The 16,793-nt window shown below is 50.7% G+C and carries 16 protein-coding genes and 1 riboswitch; of the genes, 5 read left to right on the plus strand and 11 right to left on the minus strand.

The genetic code is table 11. The annotated features are described in order from the left end of the window. Positions 1-3: 3 nt before the first annotated feature. A complete protein-coding gene (gene purS, locus AC1DLI_RS08315; protein ID WP_477602333.1) occupies positions 4-249 on the minus strand; it encodes a phosphoribosylformylglycinamidine synthase subunit PurS in 246 nt (81 codons plus the stop codon). A gap of 436 nt (positions 250-685) precedes the next feature. Here purS and AC1DLI_RS08320 point away from each other — a divergent pair, with 436 nt between their 5' ends. Next, the gene (locus AC1DLI_RS08320) at positions 686-829 is read left to right on the plus strand and encodes a hypothetical protein (protein WP_477601402.1); all 144 of its coding nucleotides are present in this window, start codon (positions 686-688) and stop codon (positions 827-829) included. Between the two features lie 390 nt (positions 830-1,219). On the opposite strand, the gene AC1DLI_RS08325 is transcribed toward AC1DLI_RS08320, so the two are convergent. Genes AC1DLI_RS08325 through purE form a run of 4 tightly spaced genes read right to left on the minus strand, consistent with a single transcriptional unit; the run spans position 1,220 to position 5,092 of the window. After that, a complete protein-coding gene (locus tag AC1DLI_RS08325; protein WP_477601404.1) occupies positions 1,220-2,116 on the minus strand; it encodes a phosphoribosylaminoimidazolesuccinocarboxamide synthase in 897 nt (298 codons plus the stop codon). A 15-nt stretch (positions 2,117-2,131) separates the two neighbouring features. Continuing rightward, a complete protein-coding gene (gene purB, locus AC1DLI_RS08330; RefSeq protein WP_477601406.1) occupies positions 2,132-3,427 on the minus strand; it encodes an adenylosuccinate lyase in 1,296 nt (431 codons plus the stop codon). Positions 3,428-3,434: 7 nt separating this feature from the next. Then, positions 3,435-4,610 carry a 5-(carboxyamino)imidazole ribonucleotide synthase gene (purK, locus tag AC1DLI_RS08335; RefSeq protein WP_477601408.1) on the minus strand — a complete coding sequence of 392 codons (1,176 nt, stop codon included), beginning with the start codon at positions 4,608-4,610 and terminating at the stop codon, positions 3,435-3,437. Further along, positions 4,607-5,092: a 5-(carboxyamino)imidazole ribonucleotide mutase gene (gene purE, locus AC1DLI_RS08340; RefSeq protein ID WP_114378329.1), complete on the minus strand. Its 486-nt coding sequence runs from the start codon at positions 5,090-5,092 to the stop codon at positions 4,607-4,609. The genes purK and purE overlap by 4 nt, the downstream gene beginning before the upstream one ends. Positions 5,093-5,406: 314 nt before the next feature. After that, positions 5,407-5,506, minus strand: a riboswitch (purine riboswitch). 554 nt (positions 5,507-6,060) lie between these two features. On the opposite strand from purE, the gene AC1DLI_RS08345 reads away from it, so the two are divergent. After that, positions 6,061-7,338, plus strand: a complete 1,278-nt coding sequence (locus AC1DLI_RS08345) for a glycoside hydrolase family 18 protein (RefSeq protein WP_477601411.1) — start codon at positions 6,061-6,063, stop codon at positions 7,336-7,338. 104 nt (positions 7,339-7,442) lie between these two features. Here AC1DLI_RS08345 and AC1DLI_RS08350 read toward each other — a convergent pair whose 3' ends face one another. From AC1DLI_RS08350 to AC1DLI_RS08360, 3 genes are all read right to left on the minus strand, one after another. Next, positions 7,443-8,012: a nitroreductase family protein gene (locus AC1DLI_RS08350; protein ID WP_477601413.1), complete on the minus strand. Its 570-nt coding sequence runs from the start codon at positions 8,010-8,012 to the stop codon at positions 7,443-7,445. Positions 8,013-8,067: 55 nt separating this feature from the next. Next, the gene (gene msrB, locus AC1DLI_RS08355; RefSeq protein WP_477601415.1) at positions 8,068-9,051 is read right to left on the minus strand and encodes a peptide-methionine (R)-S-oxide reductase MsrB; all 984 of its coding nucleotides are present in this window, start codon (positions 9,049-9,051) and stop codon (positions 8,068-8,070) included. Positions 9,052-9,168: 117 nt separating this feature from the next. Beyond that, on the minus strand, positions 9,169-10,926 hold the full coding sequence (locus AC1DLI_RS08360) for a stalk domain-containing protein (protein WP_477601417.1): 1,758 nt from the start codon (positions 10,924-10,926) through the stop codon (positions 9,169-9,171). 265 nt (positions 10,927-11,191) lie between these two features. Between AC1DLI_RS08360 and AC1DLI_RS08365 the strand changes: the two genes are divergently transcribed. The 3 genes from AC1DLI_RS08365 to AC1DLI_RS08375 all read left to right on the plus strand — a co-directional run bounded on the left by AC1DLI_RS08365 (position 11,192) and on the right by AC1DLI_RS08375 (position 13,716). Next, entirely contained in the window at positions 11,192-11,623 is a 432-nt protein-coding gene (locus tag AC1DLI_RS08365; protein WP_477601419.1) for a hypothetical protein, read from the plus strand. Continuing rightward, complete coding sequence (locus tag AC1DLI_RS08370; protein WP_477601421.1) at positions 11,620-12,696, plus strand: phosphodiester glycosidase family protein; 1,077 nt, start codon at positions 11,620-11,622, stop codon at positions 12,694-12,696. Before AC1DLI_RS08365 ends, AC1DLI_RS08370 begins: the two co-directional genes overlap by 4 nt. A 99-nt stretch (positions 12,697-12,795) precedes the next feature. Continuing rightward, on the plus strand, positions 12,796-13,716 hold the full coding sequence (locus AC1DLI_RS08375; RefSeq protein ID WP_477601423.1) for a proline dehydrogenase family protein: 921 nt from the start codon (positions 12,796-12,798) through the stop codon (positions 13,714-13,716). Positions 13,717-13,904: 188 nt separating this feature from the next. On the opposite strand, the gene AC1DLI_RS08380 is transcribed toward AC1DLI_RS08375, so the two are convergent. The 3 genes from AC1DLI_RS08380 to AC1DLI_RS08390 all read right to left on the minus strand — a co-directional run bounded on the left by AC1DLI_RS08380 (position 13,905) and on the right by AC1DLI_RS08390 (position 16,691). Beyond that, entirely contained in the window at positions 13,905-14,867 is a 963-nt protein-coding gene (locus tag AC1DLI_RS08380; RefSeq protein ID WP_477601425.1) for a metallophosphoesterase family protein, read from the minus strand. A gap of 42 nt (positions 14,868-14,909) precedes the next feature. Continuing rightward, a complete protein-coding gene (locus AC1DLI_RS08385; RefSeq protein WP_477601427.1) occupies positions 14,910-15,761 on the minus strand; it encodes an EamA family transporter in 852 nt (283 codons plus the stop codon). Positions 15,762-15,923: 162 nt separating this feature from the next. Next, positions 15,924-16,691 carry a DeoR/GlpR family DNA-binding transcription regulator gene (locus AC1DLI_RS08390; RefSeq protein WP_477601429.1) on the minus strand — a complete coding sequence of 256 codons (768 nt, stop codon included), beginning with the start codon at positions 16,689-16,691 and terminating at the stop codon, positions 15,924-15,926. Between the last annotated feature and the right edge of the window lie 102 nt (positions 16,692-16,793).

The following is a 16,793-nucleotide window of genomic DNA, read 5'->3' on the forward strand; positions in this document are numbered from 1 at the left end:
GTCTTAACCCTCCAGTTCAAAACGGAAATCTTCTACAACCGTGTTCGCGAACAGTTTTTCGCACATTGCTTTGATGCGTACTTCCGCTTCGCTGCGGTCAGTCGTATCGAGTTCAAGCTCCAAATATTTGCCGATGCGTACTTTTTCGACTTCGGCGAAGCCCAGAGTGTGAAGCGCGCCTTGTACAGCGGTTCCTTGTGGATCCAAAACGTTTTGCTTGATGGTGACGTAGACGGTTGCCTTCATAATAGCCTCCTGAAAATGTGGGTTTTTCTCGCAACAGCTTTCTTATTCAAAATGTGATTGCCGCTCGGGCGCGGGAGTTATTGCTTACGCCGCTTTCGAAGCCGTGAAATCTGATTACACCGCTTAGCGGCAATTTCCCGGCTTCAAGAAGCGATCGCTGTCGCTCTCCAGCAACAACTTCCCGCTCTCCGAGCTCTCACACTTTGAGATAATACCGTTTCGAGTGAGTCGGTGAAGCAATGTTTTCTCGCAGACTTGATGGACGTTGCTCAGCGCGGGCGTGGGGGTTATTGTCTACGTCGCTTTCGAAGCCGGGAAATCTGATTACACGCTAAGCGGTAATTTCCCGGTCTTCAAGAAGCGATCGCTGTCGCTCTGCGACAACAACTCCCCACGCTTCGCGTGAGCTCATTTCCACCAAACCCTGAGAGGATGGTCGGTGAAGCAATGGGGTGCAGCAGCGCTCTCGCTGACTGCCTGCTTTGACGGCATACGCTTTGGCGTCCCTATGTCAGCGTCGATGCTTGCGCTCGGCGTTGTTTTTGTCATTTCTCCCGCCTGCTATGGCGGATTTTTAATATAACGGGATTTACTCCCGTTAATTCAAATACAAATGCCAGTTTGCTGCGATTAGCGGGAATTTTCGGCGTTAATTGCAACAGTTTCGGCGTCCTAGCTCGATTGGATCACATTTAACGCCAGTTTTTACCGTTAATTCGCTCAACTTACAAGCTGCGATTGAATTAACAGGAGTTTTTCCTGCTAATTTAACCATAAAAGCCAGTTTGCTGCGAATAGCAGTACTTATGGGCGTTAATGGCTTCATTTCGATGTCCTAGTTCGATTTGGTGCCGATTAACGCCCGCAAATACCTTTATTTCGCTCAGCATCCCTGCCCTGAATCGAAATATCGTTTAATTCTACCGCTATTTCCGATGCATATGAAGCAGAAATTTGCGGACAGTTACGTTTTCTAAAGTTCGACGCCAGTCAGACGGCGGTAAATATCGCGGTAGCGAGCCGTTGTTTCGGCTACTACGGCTTCAGGCAATGGTGCTGGCTTGCTGTCGCGGTCCCAATCGGAACCAAGCAGATACGTGCGCACCGGTTCTTTGTCCATGCTATCGATCTCGATATCCAGCGCATAGTTGCCTTCAGCCCAGAAACGCGAGGAATCCGGCGTGAAGATTTCATCGATCAAAACGACTTTGCCGTCGATAAGTCCGAACTCGAATTTGCAATCGGCAAGAATAATGCCATGCTCGGCGCAATAGCCGTGAGCGAACTCATAAAGCTTGATGCTGCGGTCGCGCAGCTCTTCGGCAAGCTCGGCGCCGACCATTTCTGCCATTTTCTCAAATGGGATGTCCTCGTCGTGACCAACGTCGTTTTTCGCTGCCGGCGTGAAGATCGGCGCTGGAAAACGTTCGTTTTTGCGAAGGCCAGCCGGAAGCTCAATCCCGTTAATAGCTGATGTTTGCTGGTATTGTCTCCAGCCGCCGCCCGTAATATAGCCTCGAACCACGCACTCGATATCGATGCGCTCCGCTTTACGGGTTACCATGATGCGGTTTTTCAGCAGCTCGGGCTCCGTTACGAGAGCGCCAAGCTTCTCCACATCCGTGTGGACGACATGATTCACTTGGATATCGGCCGTTTGCTCGAACCAGTAAGCCGATAGGCGGTTCAGCACATTGCCTTTGTCCGGAACAGCAGGGTCAAGCACATAGTCGAATGCCGAGATCCGATCCGTTACGACGATTAGGAAATGCTCGCCAAGATCATAAAGCTCACGTACCTTACCTTTGTAAATGAGCGGTGCTTTTATATAATCGACAGCCGTCGATAAAGCTTGCGATGTTGCAGTCATCAGGCCAGCCTCCCCTTAAATCAATCCCAAACGTGTGAAAATCGTATCCACATGCTTCAAATGCCAAGCCGGGTTGAAGCAATCGTCAATTTCTTCCGTGGAAAGCACGCTTGTAATTTCTTCCGTTTCGCCGATGATGTCGCGGAATTGACGCTGTGTCTCCCACGCTTGCATCGCGCGCGGTTGAACGGTGTCGTACGCTTTTTCCCGGCTGAAGCCTTTGTCGATCAGCTTCGTCAATACGCGGCCCGAGAACGGCACGCCGTATGTCGCTTGCATGTTGCGTTTCATGTTTTCCGGGAACACGGTCAGGTTGTTGATGATATTGCCCAAACGGTTCAACATGTAGTTAAGCAGCATCGTTGCATCCGGCAAAATAATCCGTTCAACCGAAGAGTGGCTGATATCGCGTTCATGCCAAAGCGCGATGTTCTCATAAGCGGTAACCATATGTCCGCGAATAACGCGGGACAAGCCGGAAATGTTCTCGCAGCCGATCGGGTTGCGCTTATGCGGCATTGCGGAGGAGCCTTTTTGACCTTTTGCGAACGGCTCTTCGACTTCACGGAATTCGCTCTTCTGCAAAGCGCGGATTTCGGTTGCAAATTTATCGAGCGACGAAGCGACGAGCGCAAGTGTCGCCATATATTCAGCGTGGCGGTCACGCTGCAATGTTTGCGTCGAGATTGGAGCTGCCGTAATGCCGAGCTTCTTGCACACGAATTCTTCAACGAAAGGATCGATGTCTGCGAATGTGCCTACAGCGCCGGACATTTTTCCGAATTGCACGTTGTTTGCCGCATGGTGGAAACGCTCCAGGTTACGCTTCATTTCCTCGTACCAAAGCGCCATTTTTAGACCGAAAGTCGTTGGCTGCGCGTGAACCCCGTGAGTACGTCCCATCATCGGCGTATCTTTATATTGAAGTGCTTTATCCTTTAGGATCTCAATGAAGCGCTCGATGTCTTTGACGAGAATTTCATTCGCTTGAAGCAGCAGGTAACCGATCGCCGTATCAACGACATCCGTAGAAGTCAGGCCGTAATGCACCCATTTGCCTTCAGGACCTGCTTTCTCGGATACCGCACGCGTAAACGCGATAACGTCATGGCGAGTGTCCAGTTCGATCTCATAAATGCGGTCAATGTCGAAATCAGCGGAAGCGCGAAGCGCGACTACATCTTCCTTAGGAATAACGCCCAGCTCGGACCAAGCCTCGCATGCGCAAAGCTCAACCTCCAGCCATGCTCTAAATTTATTTTCCTCTGTCCAAATTGCTCTCATTTCCGGTCTGCTGTAACGCTCTAACATTAATCCTTCACACCTTCCAAATAGTTGTTTCTTCAATCCAGCTCAGTGCGGCTTCCGTGTTCTCAGCCAGCACGTTGACATGACCCATCTTCCGCTTGGCAACAGCGCCCTTTTTCCCGTACAAATGCACCTTCGGCGCTACCTTCAACCGCTCAGCCGACTCATCCCGGCGTGCCGTCAGCGCAAGCAGCGGCTCGACATGCTGGCCGAGCACGTTGACCATCACGACTGGACTCATCAGCGTCGTGTCGCCAAGCGGCAAATTGCATACCGCCCGCACATGCTGCTCGAACTGCGACGTACGGCAAGCCTCCATCGTGTAATGGCCGCTGTTATGCGGGCGAGGCGCAAGCTCGTTTACGAACAGCTCGCCGTCTGCCGTAACAAACAGCTCTACCGCGATAAGCCCAACCGCGCCTAACCCCTCGGCAATCCGCGTTGCAAGGCGCTCAGCCTCGCGCTGCAGCTCCTCGCTGATTCTTGCGGGAACGATGGACAAATGCAATATATTATCGACGTGTATATTCTCCGCTGGAGGGAAAGTTTTAATTTCACCCTGCGGACTTCTCGCCGCTATAACCGAAATTTCTTTATCAAAACGAATGAACTGCTCCAGCACCAGCTGTACCTTCGCGCGCGCGAGTGTCTCATACGCTTCTTCGATCTCATCTGCGCTGCGAATGACCCACTGCCCTTTGCCGTCATAGCCGCCCATCGCCGTCTTCAGCACGCATGGCGTGCCGAAGGCAGCTACCGCCTCGCGAAGCTCGTCAACGCTGCGAATCTCACGGTAGGGCGCGACGCGTACGCCGGCCGCTTCTATCGCATGCTTCTCTCGAAGCCGATGCTGCGTCGTGTAGAGCAGCTCGCTGCCTTGCGGCACGTACGACTCTTCCATGAGCATCGCCGCGACGTCCGCGTCAACGTTCTCGAATTCATAAGTAATGACATCCGAACGCTTCGCAAGCTCCCTTGCTGCCTCGCGGTCATCGTAATCGGCCACAATTTGCTCGGCGACCTGTCCGGTTGGACTGTCTAGGGTCGGATCAAGCGCGATGAACCGATAGCCCATCGCGCTGCCCGCATTCGCGAGCATTCGGCCAAGCTGGCCTCCGCCTAAGATTCCGATCGTACTGCCGGGCAGCAGCGTCTTTAGAGGCTGCTTGTCCGTTTCATGACTCATAGCGTTTCACTGCTTTCCAGCACTTCCTGCTTCACGCGCTCGCGGCGCGCTTCCACGCGCGCTTGCACCTCAGGGTCGAATGCTCCCAGCATTTGTGCCGCCAGCAATCCCGCATTCGTGCCGCCCGCGTTGCCAATCGCAACCGTAGCCACGGGAATACCGCCCGGCATTTGAACGATGGAAAGTAAAGAATCCAATCCACTCAGATTTGATGATTTAACGGGAACGCCAATAACCGGCAAAATCGTCTTTGCAGCGACCATGCCGGGCAAATGTGCGGCTCCGCCAGCTCCGGCGATAATCACCTTAAGCCCGCGCTCTACCGCAGTTTCCGCGTATTCAAACATCAAATCCGGTGTCCGATGCGCCGAAACGACCTTTTTCTCATAAGGAATTTGCAATTCCTCCAGAACATCGCAGGCTAATTTCATTGTGTCCCAATCCGATTTGCTGCCCATGATGACGCCCACCTTCGCAGACATGCGATCAAACCCACTTTCATTTATAAGTTTATAAATCATAAAGCTTCATGAACTCGAAGCGGTAAAAACCAGAAAAAGCCCGTCAGCAACCATAGGAATGGGAATGCCGCAGGACCGGAGCGGAAGCAGACGATACGACCGGTATTCATGCGAACCCGCGATCGAACATGCTTCACTTTAATGATGACGAATCAAGCTGCGCCGCATGGCCGTAAAGACAAGAGTAGGCTGCCTCGTGAGAGAGGCAACCTCTATCTAATCAAAAGGGCATCTGTATGCTGCGAACTTGCTTTATGGCGATCGCTCGGTATCGCATGTCGTCTCATCTTGCTCGTAGTCCGAAAATTAAGGTTTCCGGGTAGAAACATTCAGGCCTTATCCCAAATATATACGAGATGAATGTAAATGAAATAGGAAGAAGTTAGATGGTTCATCCTTGTATTTCAGTTTTAACTTTAAAGTCATACTTCTGAGTCTTCGGCTTCGACAAACTACAACATGTTTCGCACTGTCAGAGCGCTCCGCCTCAAACCTATTCTAGTTTATCTAATCCCCAAACCACTGTCAATGAAATACGAACATTAAAAGACAATGTTTTATAAAGGTTCGTTTTTTTGAATAAAACAAAGCCGAATTCCGAGTGAAATACCCATATTTAGGGGCTTAACCCACACCGTTTACCTTTCATGCTCCGCTGAAGCCCCAGTTCGTTCCATTTTCTCAAAGAAAAGGCGCACAAACGCAAATCACGAAAAGATCCGTATGCGATAAAATACTGGATTTAGCGTCGGCTGCCTGTACTTATTTTCGTATTATTCCCAATGCTCGGAATTCCCACCCGCTTCTTTTCCAGACTAGGGACAACCTCCGACGAATACAGTTATAATGGAGACTTTTTTGGTATGCGCACAAAGAGGCCGCAGTCGTAAATGCATGAACAATGAATTTGAAAAGGAGGTTCGGCGAAGATGCAAATTCATGTAGTGCAGAAAGGCGATTCATTATATAAGCTGGCTCAAAAATTTGACGTATCCGTTAGCGATATTACGGATGCCAACGGGTTAAGCGACCCGAATATACTTGTTGTCGGTCAATCCATTATCATTCCCACTGAAGCAGCCACTCACAGGGTGCTCGTCGGAGAGACGCTTTGGCTGATCGCTCAGCGATACGGCGTTACGCTGCAAGAGCTGGCGGAGGTTAATCAAATTAAAAATCCTGCGCTCATTTATCCAGGTCAAACGATTGTGATTCCTCAACCGGCACGACCCACTATTGAAGTCAATGCTTACACCGAAAAGTTCGGACCTGCCGGCGTCGAGCTTGTGCAGGAAATCGGTCAATACTTAACGTATTTAAGCCCGTTCAGCTGTCGTGTACAGGCTGACGGGTCCTTTACAACCCTCGACGACTCCGCGATCATTAATGCCGCCTACCAATCGAGAGCCGCGCCGATGATGGTCATCACTAATTTTGAGAACGGAACCTTCAGCCCGGAAATAGCCCATGCGGTGTTAAGTGATCCTGCGCTTCAGCAAAGGCTTATCGGAAACATACTCGCCACGATGAAGCAAAAGGGATACCTAGCGCTTAATGTTGATTTCGAGTATGTGCCGCCTGCCGACCGTGAGCTGTACAACGCCTTTTTGCAGAGACTCGTAGACAGCCTGCATCCGCAGAATTATCTTGTATCCAGCTGTCTCGCGCCCAAGCTCAGCGCCACCCAAACGGGTACGCTGTACGAGGCGCATGATTATCCTGCTCATGGACGCATCGTCGATTTCGTTGTGCTGATGACCTACGAATGGGGATGGTCTGGCGGAGCTCCCCGCGCCGTTGCGCCGCTGAACGAGGTTAATAAAGTGCTGACTTACGCGTTAAGCGTAATTCCAGCACAGAAAATCATCATGGGCATGCCGTTATACGGCTATGACTGGACACTGCCCTACGTGCAAGGTGGGAAATGGGCACCCACAGTCAGTTCGCAGGCGGCGGTAAACCGGGCTATTCAATACGGAGCAAACATTGAATATGACGTGGACGCGCAATCCCCCCACTACAACTATTATGATAAGGAAGGCCGCGAGCATACCGTCTGGTTTGAGGACGCACGCAGCGTGCAGGCGAAGTTCAACCTCGTAAAAACCTATAACCTGCGCGGTGTCAGCTACTGGGTCCTTGGCGTTCCTTTTCCACAGAATTGGTATGTGCTGCAGGCGAACTTTACGATTAAGAAGCTTGTATGAGGCGTTTTCTTTCATTGTTTACCGGATTCATGCAGACCAAAAACAGGCCGTACCATTCGCATATCCGAATGGCACGGCCTGTTTCATAAGCTTATTACCGTAATCTACACCAGCCATACCGTCTTCGCGGTAGCAGGTACACGCTGCGGCTCCGGCGGCGTCATCTCGGGATAACCCAAGTAAATGAAGCCAACAATCCGGTCTTTCTCGGCAAGCCCGAATGTCTCTCTCATGAGGGGATGATACATCGGATCGCCGGATCGCCAGATCGCACCCAGTCCGCTTGCGTGCGCGGCGAGCAGCAAGTTTTGCACGGCTGCTTGAGCAGCAGCAAGCTCTTCTTCCAGAACCGCCCGCGGATCATTAGAAGGCGAGCATACTGCCGCTATAACAACAGGTGCGCGGTATGCTTTTGTCCGTTCCTTCGCTAGTCGATCTTCAAGCGCCTGTCCAGTCAAATCCGGAACCGCTGCTGCGGATACGCGCGCATATCCCTCGGCAAGCCGGCCTCGGCCTTCACCGGTCATGACAATAAATGACCATGGCTGCGTATTATGATGGCTGGGCGCCCAAACGGCCGCATCGAGCAGTCGTTCAATAAGCGCGCGGTCTACAGGGTCCTTCTTGACTCTCCCAATCGTTCTGCGCGTCCGAATCGCTTCTTCAACGTTCATCTTCTGTATCTCCTCCATTCATTTGAGTTGTTCCTTCTGCCGTTTGACAGACCTATTACTCGAAAAGATGCAAATACTCGCCGTACCCTTCTTGCTCCAGCTCATTTTTGCCAATGAACCGCAGAGATGCAGAGTTAATGCAGTACCGAAGCCCGGTTGGCTGCGGTCCGTCATCGAACACATGGCCGAGATGGGAATCGCCTTCCTTACTGCGAACCTCAACCCTTACCATATAATGCGAGGAGTCAGTATGTTCTGCTATTGCTGAAGCCTGAAGCGGCTTTGTAAAGCTCGGCCATCCGCAGCCTGCATCGTATTTATCGCGGGAGCTGAACAGCGGCTCTCCTGACACAATGTCCACATAGATGCCATCCTCGGTGTGATCCCAGTACTCGCCTGTGAACGGACGCTCCGTCCCGCTGTTTTGCGTTACTTCGTATTGAATCGGGGTCAGACGCTGCTTAAGCTCTTCCTTGTCCTTCTTAACCGTCCAGTTCTGCGAGATAAACGCGTCACGGCCGGAACCTTTACGGTACATTTTATAGCGGTAAGGGTTCGTTTTATGATAGCCCTGGTGATAATCCTCTGCCGGGTAAAATGCCTGCGCCGGCTCGATTTCCGTTACGATCGGACGATCGAAGCGGCCGCTCGCCTCGAGCTCCCGCTTGGAAGCCTCAGCCAGCTCGCGCTGCTCCTCATCATAATAATAAATGCCCGTCCGGTAAGACTCGCCGCGGTCATGGAACTGTCCGCCCGCATCCGTCGGATCAATTTGCATCCAGAATATGTTGAGCAGCTTCTCGTAGGGAAAAATTTGCGGATTGTACGTAATTTGCACCGCCTCCGCATGGCCTGTCGTCTCCGAGCAAACCTCCTCATAAGTCGGGTTGACGGTATGACCTCCCGTATAGCCGGAAACGACCGAGATAATTCCCGGCATTTCTTCAAAAGGAGTGACCATGCACCAGAAGCAGCCTCCCGCGAACATGGCTTTAGCTTCGGTTTGGCTTGCGCCGTTATTTGTAATTGGTTGATCCATACTGATCATCCTCCTCAATGGTTCTAATGAAAATCACTATCTCTAGTATACATGACAAGGAGGGTCAACAACAAAAATGGAGGAAACGCCGATCCACACGGCGATTCCTCCAAATAATTATGATTTAAAGTCCGATGCCGGCAGAAATACGAATAGGATCGGCAATGAGCTTGCTCCCGGCGATGTATATTGAATGGTCACCTCAGGTGCTGCTTGCTGTCCGGCTGCTCCCTCTGGTCTTAGCTGCGTATAAATAAGCGCACCTTCGCCTACCTTTACATGTCCGCCGGACGGCACCGAAACAACTTTGCCGTTTACAGTGACTGCCCCTTGGAAAATACCCGCGCGCGGATTCAAAATAATGCGCGTTCCGTAAGCGATGCTTTTGAGCTTGATCGTCGTCACAGCGCCATACTCACCGCCGTTAATTGTCATTCCTCCCGTCAGCGCATCTACGCCCGCCATAGCCGGACCACGCTGGCCGAGGCGAAGCTTGCTTTCCGTCACGCCAACCTTTTCATTCACTTCGATATATTGATCGGTATCAAAAAACTTCCCGCGGTTGCCGACTTTCTCCAGCTCAGGCAGCGTAAACACGGCGCTTACCGGATCCGTGAATTCTTTTAACGCTAGCGTCGAGAAGGTCAATTCGCCATCCATGTCTACATCAAGCAAGCCTGAAAAGCCTTCATCCGGATTCATGATGATTTTCTCCATCTCCGGCATCAGATTGATGGATGCCCCCGGCTCAATGATCATTTCGCGCGGCTGTGACGGCACAAAATATCTGCTTACCGCAGCGGATCCGAACTGAAGCGCGCTTACGCTAGGTCCAGCCAGTCCCCGGTTGCCTATCGTCAGCTTAACGCTCTCCGTTCCCTTGTTCGTTGCGACTACGGCTAGCTTTAACCGCTCTTGGGCACCGTTCCGGTGATGGAGGAACAATCGGCTTGGATCATTCAATGTATCCTCATAGAGGAGACCCTCACCAAAGAAACGTTCCGGCGCATTCGACATGTACAATGTGCGTCCGCTCTTGGATTCAATGGTCGAAACCTCTTTAAAGGTGTTCATCAGCTTTCCGTCTAGTACGAATTTATCGCCTGGATTACCATAACGCATGTAATACTCGTATGGTGTGTACATCACTTCGTCCGTCACGTGAATGTCTTGGGACACGAGATCGCTGCTAAGTCCTTCGCTATCGTAGACGCTTAGCGTTACCGTATAAACGCCCGGCTCGAAATAGGTGCTTTTCCGGCCCGTCCATATCGGTTTAACGGTCTTCCCGTCCGGATCATAGCTGAGATCCTCATATTCGATATTCTCGCCCTGTTTCACTTCGAGCGGTGCATTGAATTTGGCTACCGGCGCGACATTCGGCTCCGGCTGAATCGTAATGGTGATTTGCTTCAGCTGCGCGTTATAGACGTAACCCGCATTCCATAGGAACTTTACCGCGGATAAAGGGACATGCATCGTGCCATTGATCCGCATAGCCGCATTTGGCAAAAGCAAATAGCTGCCGTTGCGGTTCGCACCGCGCATGTTAACGTTCAGTGTTACTTTGTTGAAATAAGTATCGATATGAGTACCCTTGCTATCGTTATATACGCTTGCGCCTACAGAAGTCGCAATCGTACGGACCGGAATCATCGTGACTCCTTTTACCACCGGAAGCGGCGTTGTCATTTGCTGCGTTTTCCCGTTCAACGACATTTGTTTTGAACCGTGGACAAATACCAATTTTATCGGCTGACGCTCTGCCGCATGCGCCTCTTCCTTCGCTCCAAACCCTGCTCCCACAAGCGAAACTAGCAAGCTAGCAACAACAATTCGCTTGGCCATTCGACTGATCCAATTCACTCTACTCATCCTGTTCTCCTTCCAAATTTACAGCATCGACTGCTGCATCCCGTATGGTTAGACGCACAAGTGGGTAAGAATGTTCCGCTGATTTTTAAAATTTACAATTTATTTCCACCTCACATAGGGGACATCTACTTCTCTCTTTGTTACAATAAGATGACATGCGCAACTATTTGGCATGATTTGATGTCTAGAATAATGAACCCCATGCTTGCAGTTCGTTCATCCGATCTTTCGTGCAAGTGACTAACAAGAGAGGTGAATGAATAGAATGAGTGATTTGATTTTGGAACAACGTACTGCCAGCCAATACGACAAGAAGACACGCAAAAAGAGAGGAAACCGTACCTTTCTCCTCTTCGTCTGCGTATGGGTCATTATTATATGCTCCGGCATACTTGGCGCGAAATGGTATACCGAACGGATTCAGCAAACCTTATCCGCGGATCTGGAACGGCAAACCGCAAGCCAAATTGCGGCCATGCAGCAAACCTACGAGGCTCGCATGCTTCAGCTTGAAACGGATTATACGGCAGATCTTACTGAGCTTAAGGCAAAGGTGGATGCGCTAAACGAGCTGCTTACGTTCACGAAGGATAATGCGGCCTCCAAGACCGATAACAGCAACAAGCTGTACACGCAGCTGAACGAGGTGAAGAAGCAGCTGAATGAGCTGCAGAAGAACTTGGATGTGCTCAAATGAATATCACCGTAAGAGCATTAAACCGTACCGCCTTACTCGCATGTGCCCCTTTTCTAGGCGTAATGATCTGGCTGCTATTATCCGATATGGTCATTCAATTATCTACCGAAGCATTCCCGAAGCCCGTCACCGAACAAGCAAGGCTGCCTGAAGCCGATATTACGCATGCCGCAGCAGGCCTTGATCTCGCCCAGGAAATTGCGTCGCAAACGCGGGAATCGATTCAAAGGCAAATAAAACTGTACCAGCAGACGAATGCGGATATGGCGAAAATTTCGTCGATTGCAGCCTCCCAAGCGATGAAGCCTCTGCAAATTTACGATCGCAATATTACGCGAAAGCTTGGCAATGCCTCTGCAACCGTTGAATCCGACAAGCTTAGAGCCCAGCTCTTCTACATAAAAGCAGAAAACTTTACGGCTTACGCGCTAAAAGTAAAGCTGAAGAGCAAAGATGCCATGACGATGTCTCTCGGCGGCGACGAGCTCGGCAAAGCAGAGTCTACGCTTTCCGCAGTCAACCGTCACGGAGCCATTGCGGGCGTCAATGCGGGCGGCTTTGCGGATGGACGAGGCAAGCGTTATCCGCTCAGCACAACCATCGTGGACGGAAGCTATGCAACAGGCTTTGAACCGCCTCACGCAGATTTGTTTTTTGTCGGTTTAAATGAACAGAATGAGCTGATCGGCGGGAAATTCGCAAGCAAAGCGCAGCTGGATGCCCAGAAACCAAAATTCGGTGCTTCCTTTGTGCCCGTACTGATGAGAGGCGGGGCTCCGCAGCCGATCCCGATCAAGTGGCAGACAAGCCCGAAGCGGGCGCCGCGAACCATTGTAGCCAACTATAAAGACGATCAACTGCTGTTTATTGTAGCAGACGGCTATAACGAATCCGGGAGCTCCGGCGCTACGCTTGGCGAGATGCAGCTTCTCCTTCAGCGTTATGGCGCCGTGGACGGCTATAATCTCGATGGCGGCGGCTCCTCATCACTTATTTTTAATGGACGAGTCATTAATAAGCCTTCGGATGGACAGCTTCGGAAGCTGCCGACCCACTTTCTGTTTTTCAAATAATTAGGCTCGCATAGCGCGTGACGATGATTTCTGAATATACTACTATCGAGCTTCCCAATTCAGACTCCTACTATCGTTTTTCGGAAAGGAGCAGCACGGATGGGCATCGGATCGAAATGGTATCGCAAATCATTGTTGACGATTACGGGCATGCCGCTTGTAGAAAAGCTATCAACGAACTATGGCAAAAGGCTTGCCAGCCGGTTTATTGCGGGAGAAACGCTTGATGAAGCTTTGGATGAAATCGAGAAGCTGGGTAAACTTGGCATTATGGCGACCCTGGATCACCTTGGAGAAGGCATTCGGGATTTAAGCGAGGCAGCGGCATACAAGGAACAATACCTGAAGCTAATCGAGGGCATTGCCAAGCGTAAAGTAAACTCCAACGTCTCGTTAAAGCCGACCCAAATGGGACTTGCGCTAGACCATGCGGCCTGCTTTGCAAATATTCGAGATGTTGTGAAGCATGCGCGGCGCCACCGAAACTTCGTTCGAATCGACATGGAGAATACCCCTTTCACCCAAGCGACAATCGATATCGTCAAACGGCTTCATGCCGAGGGGTTGACCAATGTGGGTACCGTGCTGCAGGCTTACTTATTCCGAACGGAGCAGGATGTCAGTGATTTGCTGCGAGCACGGATAAGCCTTCGCCTCGTCAAAGGCGCCTATAAGGAATCAAACGAGGTTGCCTATCAAGACAAGGGTAAAGTCGTCGATAGCTTCAAAAACATGATTAAGCTTCATTTAGATAAAGGCGTTTATACCGCGATCGCTTCGCATGATGATGAGATTATCAGCTGGGTGAAAACCTACGCGCGCGCGCATCGCATTCCAAAAAACGCCTTTGAGTTCCAAATGCTGTACGGTCTCCGAATGAGTGAGCAGGCCCGTCTGGCAAAGGAAGGCTACCGCATCCGCTGCTACGTCCCCTATGGAAGCATGTGGTATCCCTACTTCACCCGCCGTTTGGCCGAAAAGCCCGCTAACCTTATGCTGGTGCTCAAAAATATGTTCTAAAAGAAAAGCTGAAGCCTGTGCGGGCTTCAGCTTTTTTTAAAATATAAGAATTTATAAGTTTTCGAAGCTTATCGGGATTCTTATATTTCACCGCGAAACGAGCTTTTGCCTCCAAAGGATGGCGACAGCCGTTTACGCTTGTCATTCCAATGCGTTTGCCGAGGAGCTGGATGGGCTGGGCTCGCCAATCATCCGATTACCGGACGATGCTCCGGCTGATGGCGGACGACGGAGCCGTCAACTAATCGCAGCCACGATTCTACGTTCCTCTCGTTCTCGGTCAAGCGGATCACGCGGGCGCCTCGCGGGAAGCCTTCCTTGCCGTAGGTATTGAACCCTGTTGCCCGTCCGTAATAAAGGCGGATCCCGTAAAGCTCTCCCCAATAATCGTTCGTATGGTCATGTCCACAGAAGGTTGCTGTCACGTCACCCTGCGCCAGCATTGCCGAGAAGAAACCTGCTTGCGTCCGTGCCGCGCAAACCTCTTCGTTTTTATCCCCATAACATATTTCCCTGTCCCATACTTCTTGATATTCCGGGAGCGGGATGTGAAAGAAGGCGATGGCCGGCAACACTTTATCCTGCATCCGAGCTCTCCATTTCCGTGACTGTTCCAAGTACCACTGCACTTGATCATGCTGAATCCAATCGTAGCCGGGAACGCTGGGCAGCCTGGAATAATCGCCGGAGTCAAGGCAATAGAGCAAGGCGGCCGCTTGATCGTTGACAGCCCCGAAGACAGGAAGCACATAGTTGCCTGTGCCGTGGATATCCCGCGGTCCAGGTTCAGCTAATGTATGCGTGTGCTTCAGCACCTCGCCCATCAGCTCGTCGCGGGTAATGTCGTTCTCCGTATCATGATTACCGAATACGACCCCCCATGGAATGCTGCGCTGCTCCGCGGCGGCAACCGCCTCCCGAAACGCTTGTTTCGGATCGTCGCATAAGCATGACCCATCCGAATCCTTGCCCGTATAAATGACATCCCCCGTAAATATAACAAAATCCGGTTGTTCGGCATCAAGCACAAGCTCCATGGCTGCTTTCGACTGCAAATCCAGCTCGCCCCCGTCCTGCCAATGAATATCGGTAAATTGGACAATGGTAAAAGTGCCGTCATTGCGAAAACGAAGCTCTTTAGCGTTTCTCATCTTCATCCTACTCCCTCTCCAATAAGTAGATTAAACAATGATTTAATGCCCGGATGACGCAATCATGATGATGCCCATGACAACAGCGACCGAAGCCGTAATTCTTCGGATCCCCTGCGACTCCTTCAACACGAAAAGGCCGAGCAGCGTGCCGAATACGATGCCTACCTCCCTCATAGGCGCGACCGTTGAAACATTGGCATTTCTAGCTGCGAACAAAAACAGCAAATACGATCCAGGCGACAAAATAGCGCCAATCCATATCCGATTCGAATGTGTGCGAATAACATGCCTTAAACGATTAGAATGAACAACCGCAGGCGTCAGTCCAAGCACAAATCCGATGTTCGTCACCTCAAGCAGCGCAAGCGGTGAAAGATGCTGCAAATTCGCCTTATCGATAAGCGTATAAATGGTAATGCATAGGCCGACACTCATGGCCAGCAGCATCGGCTTAAGAAAAGCTTGCTGCCCCTTGCCCGAGGATCTTCCAAGCATGACGATGAACCCGGTCAGCATAAAGCAGAGTCCGATCCAGCCCCATAAAGCCAAGGATTCGTCAAACAAAAATACCCCAAACGCTGGAATAAGCAGGGTTGGCGTGCCCCGCATGACGGGGTACACTTGCGATAAATCGCCGGCGTTATAGGTGTAGGCAAGCAGCAGCGAGTAGATGCTTTGCATGATAAGCGATGCCCCGATTAACAGCCACATGGCCAGCGATAATGATGCGCCAGCTAACTCATTGACGAGCGTCGGCAGCAAGAGAATGGTCGCAGGCATATAGATCACCCATAAGAAAACTGCTTTATCCGTGCTTTGCTTCGCCAGCATATTCCATACGGCATGTGCCAAGCCGGAACACAATACAAGAATAATAGAGATAACAAGCAATGAGGCAACAACTCCTCGAACCCTTCTTTTCAAACACAATAACACACAAACACACACATTTACAATAACTTAATATAAAATACACAACAATCAAAAAAAAAAGATCCTTGGCCATTTGCCAAGAATCGTTAGGACATCGAAGCCCCTTTTCCTTATTCCATTCTACTCGTAAACGATCTCAATACCGCTCCGTTTGTATTTCGCGACTAAATCCAGGTCGATCTTCGAATCCGTAACGAACCGTTCAACCTCCCCGCAGCCGCATACCTTGAGCAGGGAGACCTGATCAAATTTGCTGCTGTCGGCAAGAGCGATTGTGCGTTTCGCTTTCGCTTGCATGATTTTCTTCACCTGCACCTCGCCAATCGCGTTGTCGGTAATGCCGTCTTCCAATGTAACCCCGCTCATGCTCATAAAGAAAAGGTCTGCGTGGAAGCGGGACGCGAATTCTTCTGCCAAATCACCGATAATACTCTGTTCCTCTTGCCGGATAACGCCGCCGATCATTACCAGCGTATAACCTGGCATATCCATTAATTCATTTATAATCGGAAGCGAATTCGTAATGATCGTCAGTTTATCGAACTTTGCCTTAAGCGCCTTCGCGATCTGTGTGTTGGTGGTGCTAACATCGAGTGCGATGGACATCCCTTCCGTTACATATCGAACGGCCAGCTGCGATAATTCCGTCTTCTCCGTCAAATAGATCGATTCACGAATCGGCAACGGAATTTCGGTGCTATAGTCCAACTCTTTCAGAATCGCGCCGCCATGGACCCTCTGCAAATATCCGGCATTCTCTAAATGCTCCAGATCCCGCCGTATCGTTTCGAACGAAACGCCGAACGCTTCCATAAGCTCCGATGCACGAATGGATTTATCCGTATTTATTTTCTGGATAATTAATTGATGCCGCTGCTGTACAAACAATTGCTTTCACTCCTTTATGCCAAAACTTCCGGACTTCATTGCTTCTGATTAGTAGTCTATCATAAATCGGCCGGGGGAGCTTAACCGATAGATACCATCGTC

The organism is Paenibacillus sp. 01T443, from assembly GCF_056398325.1.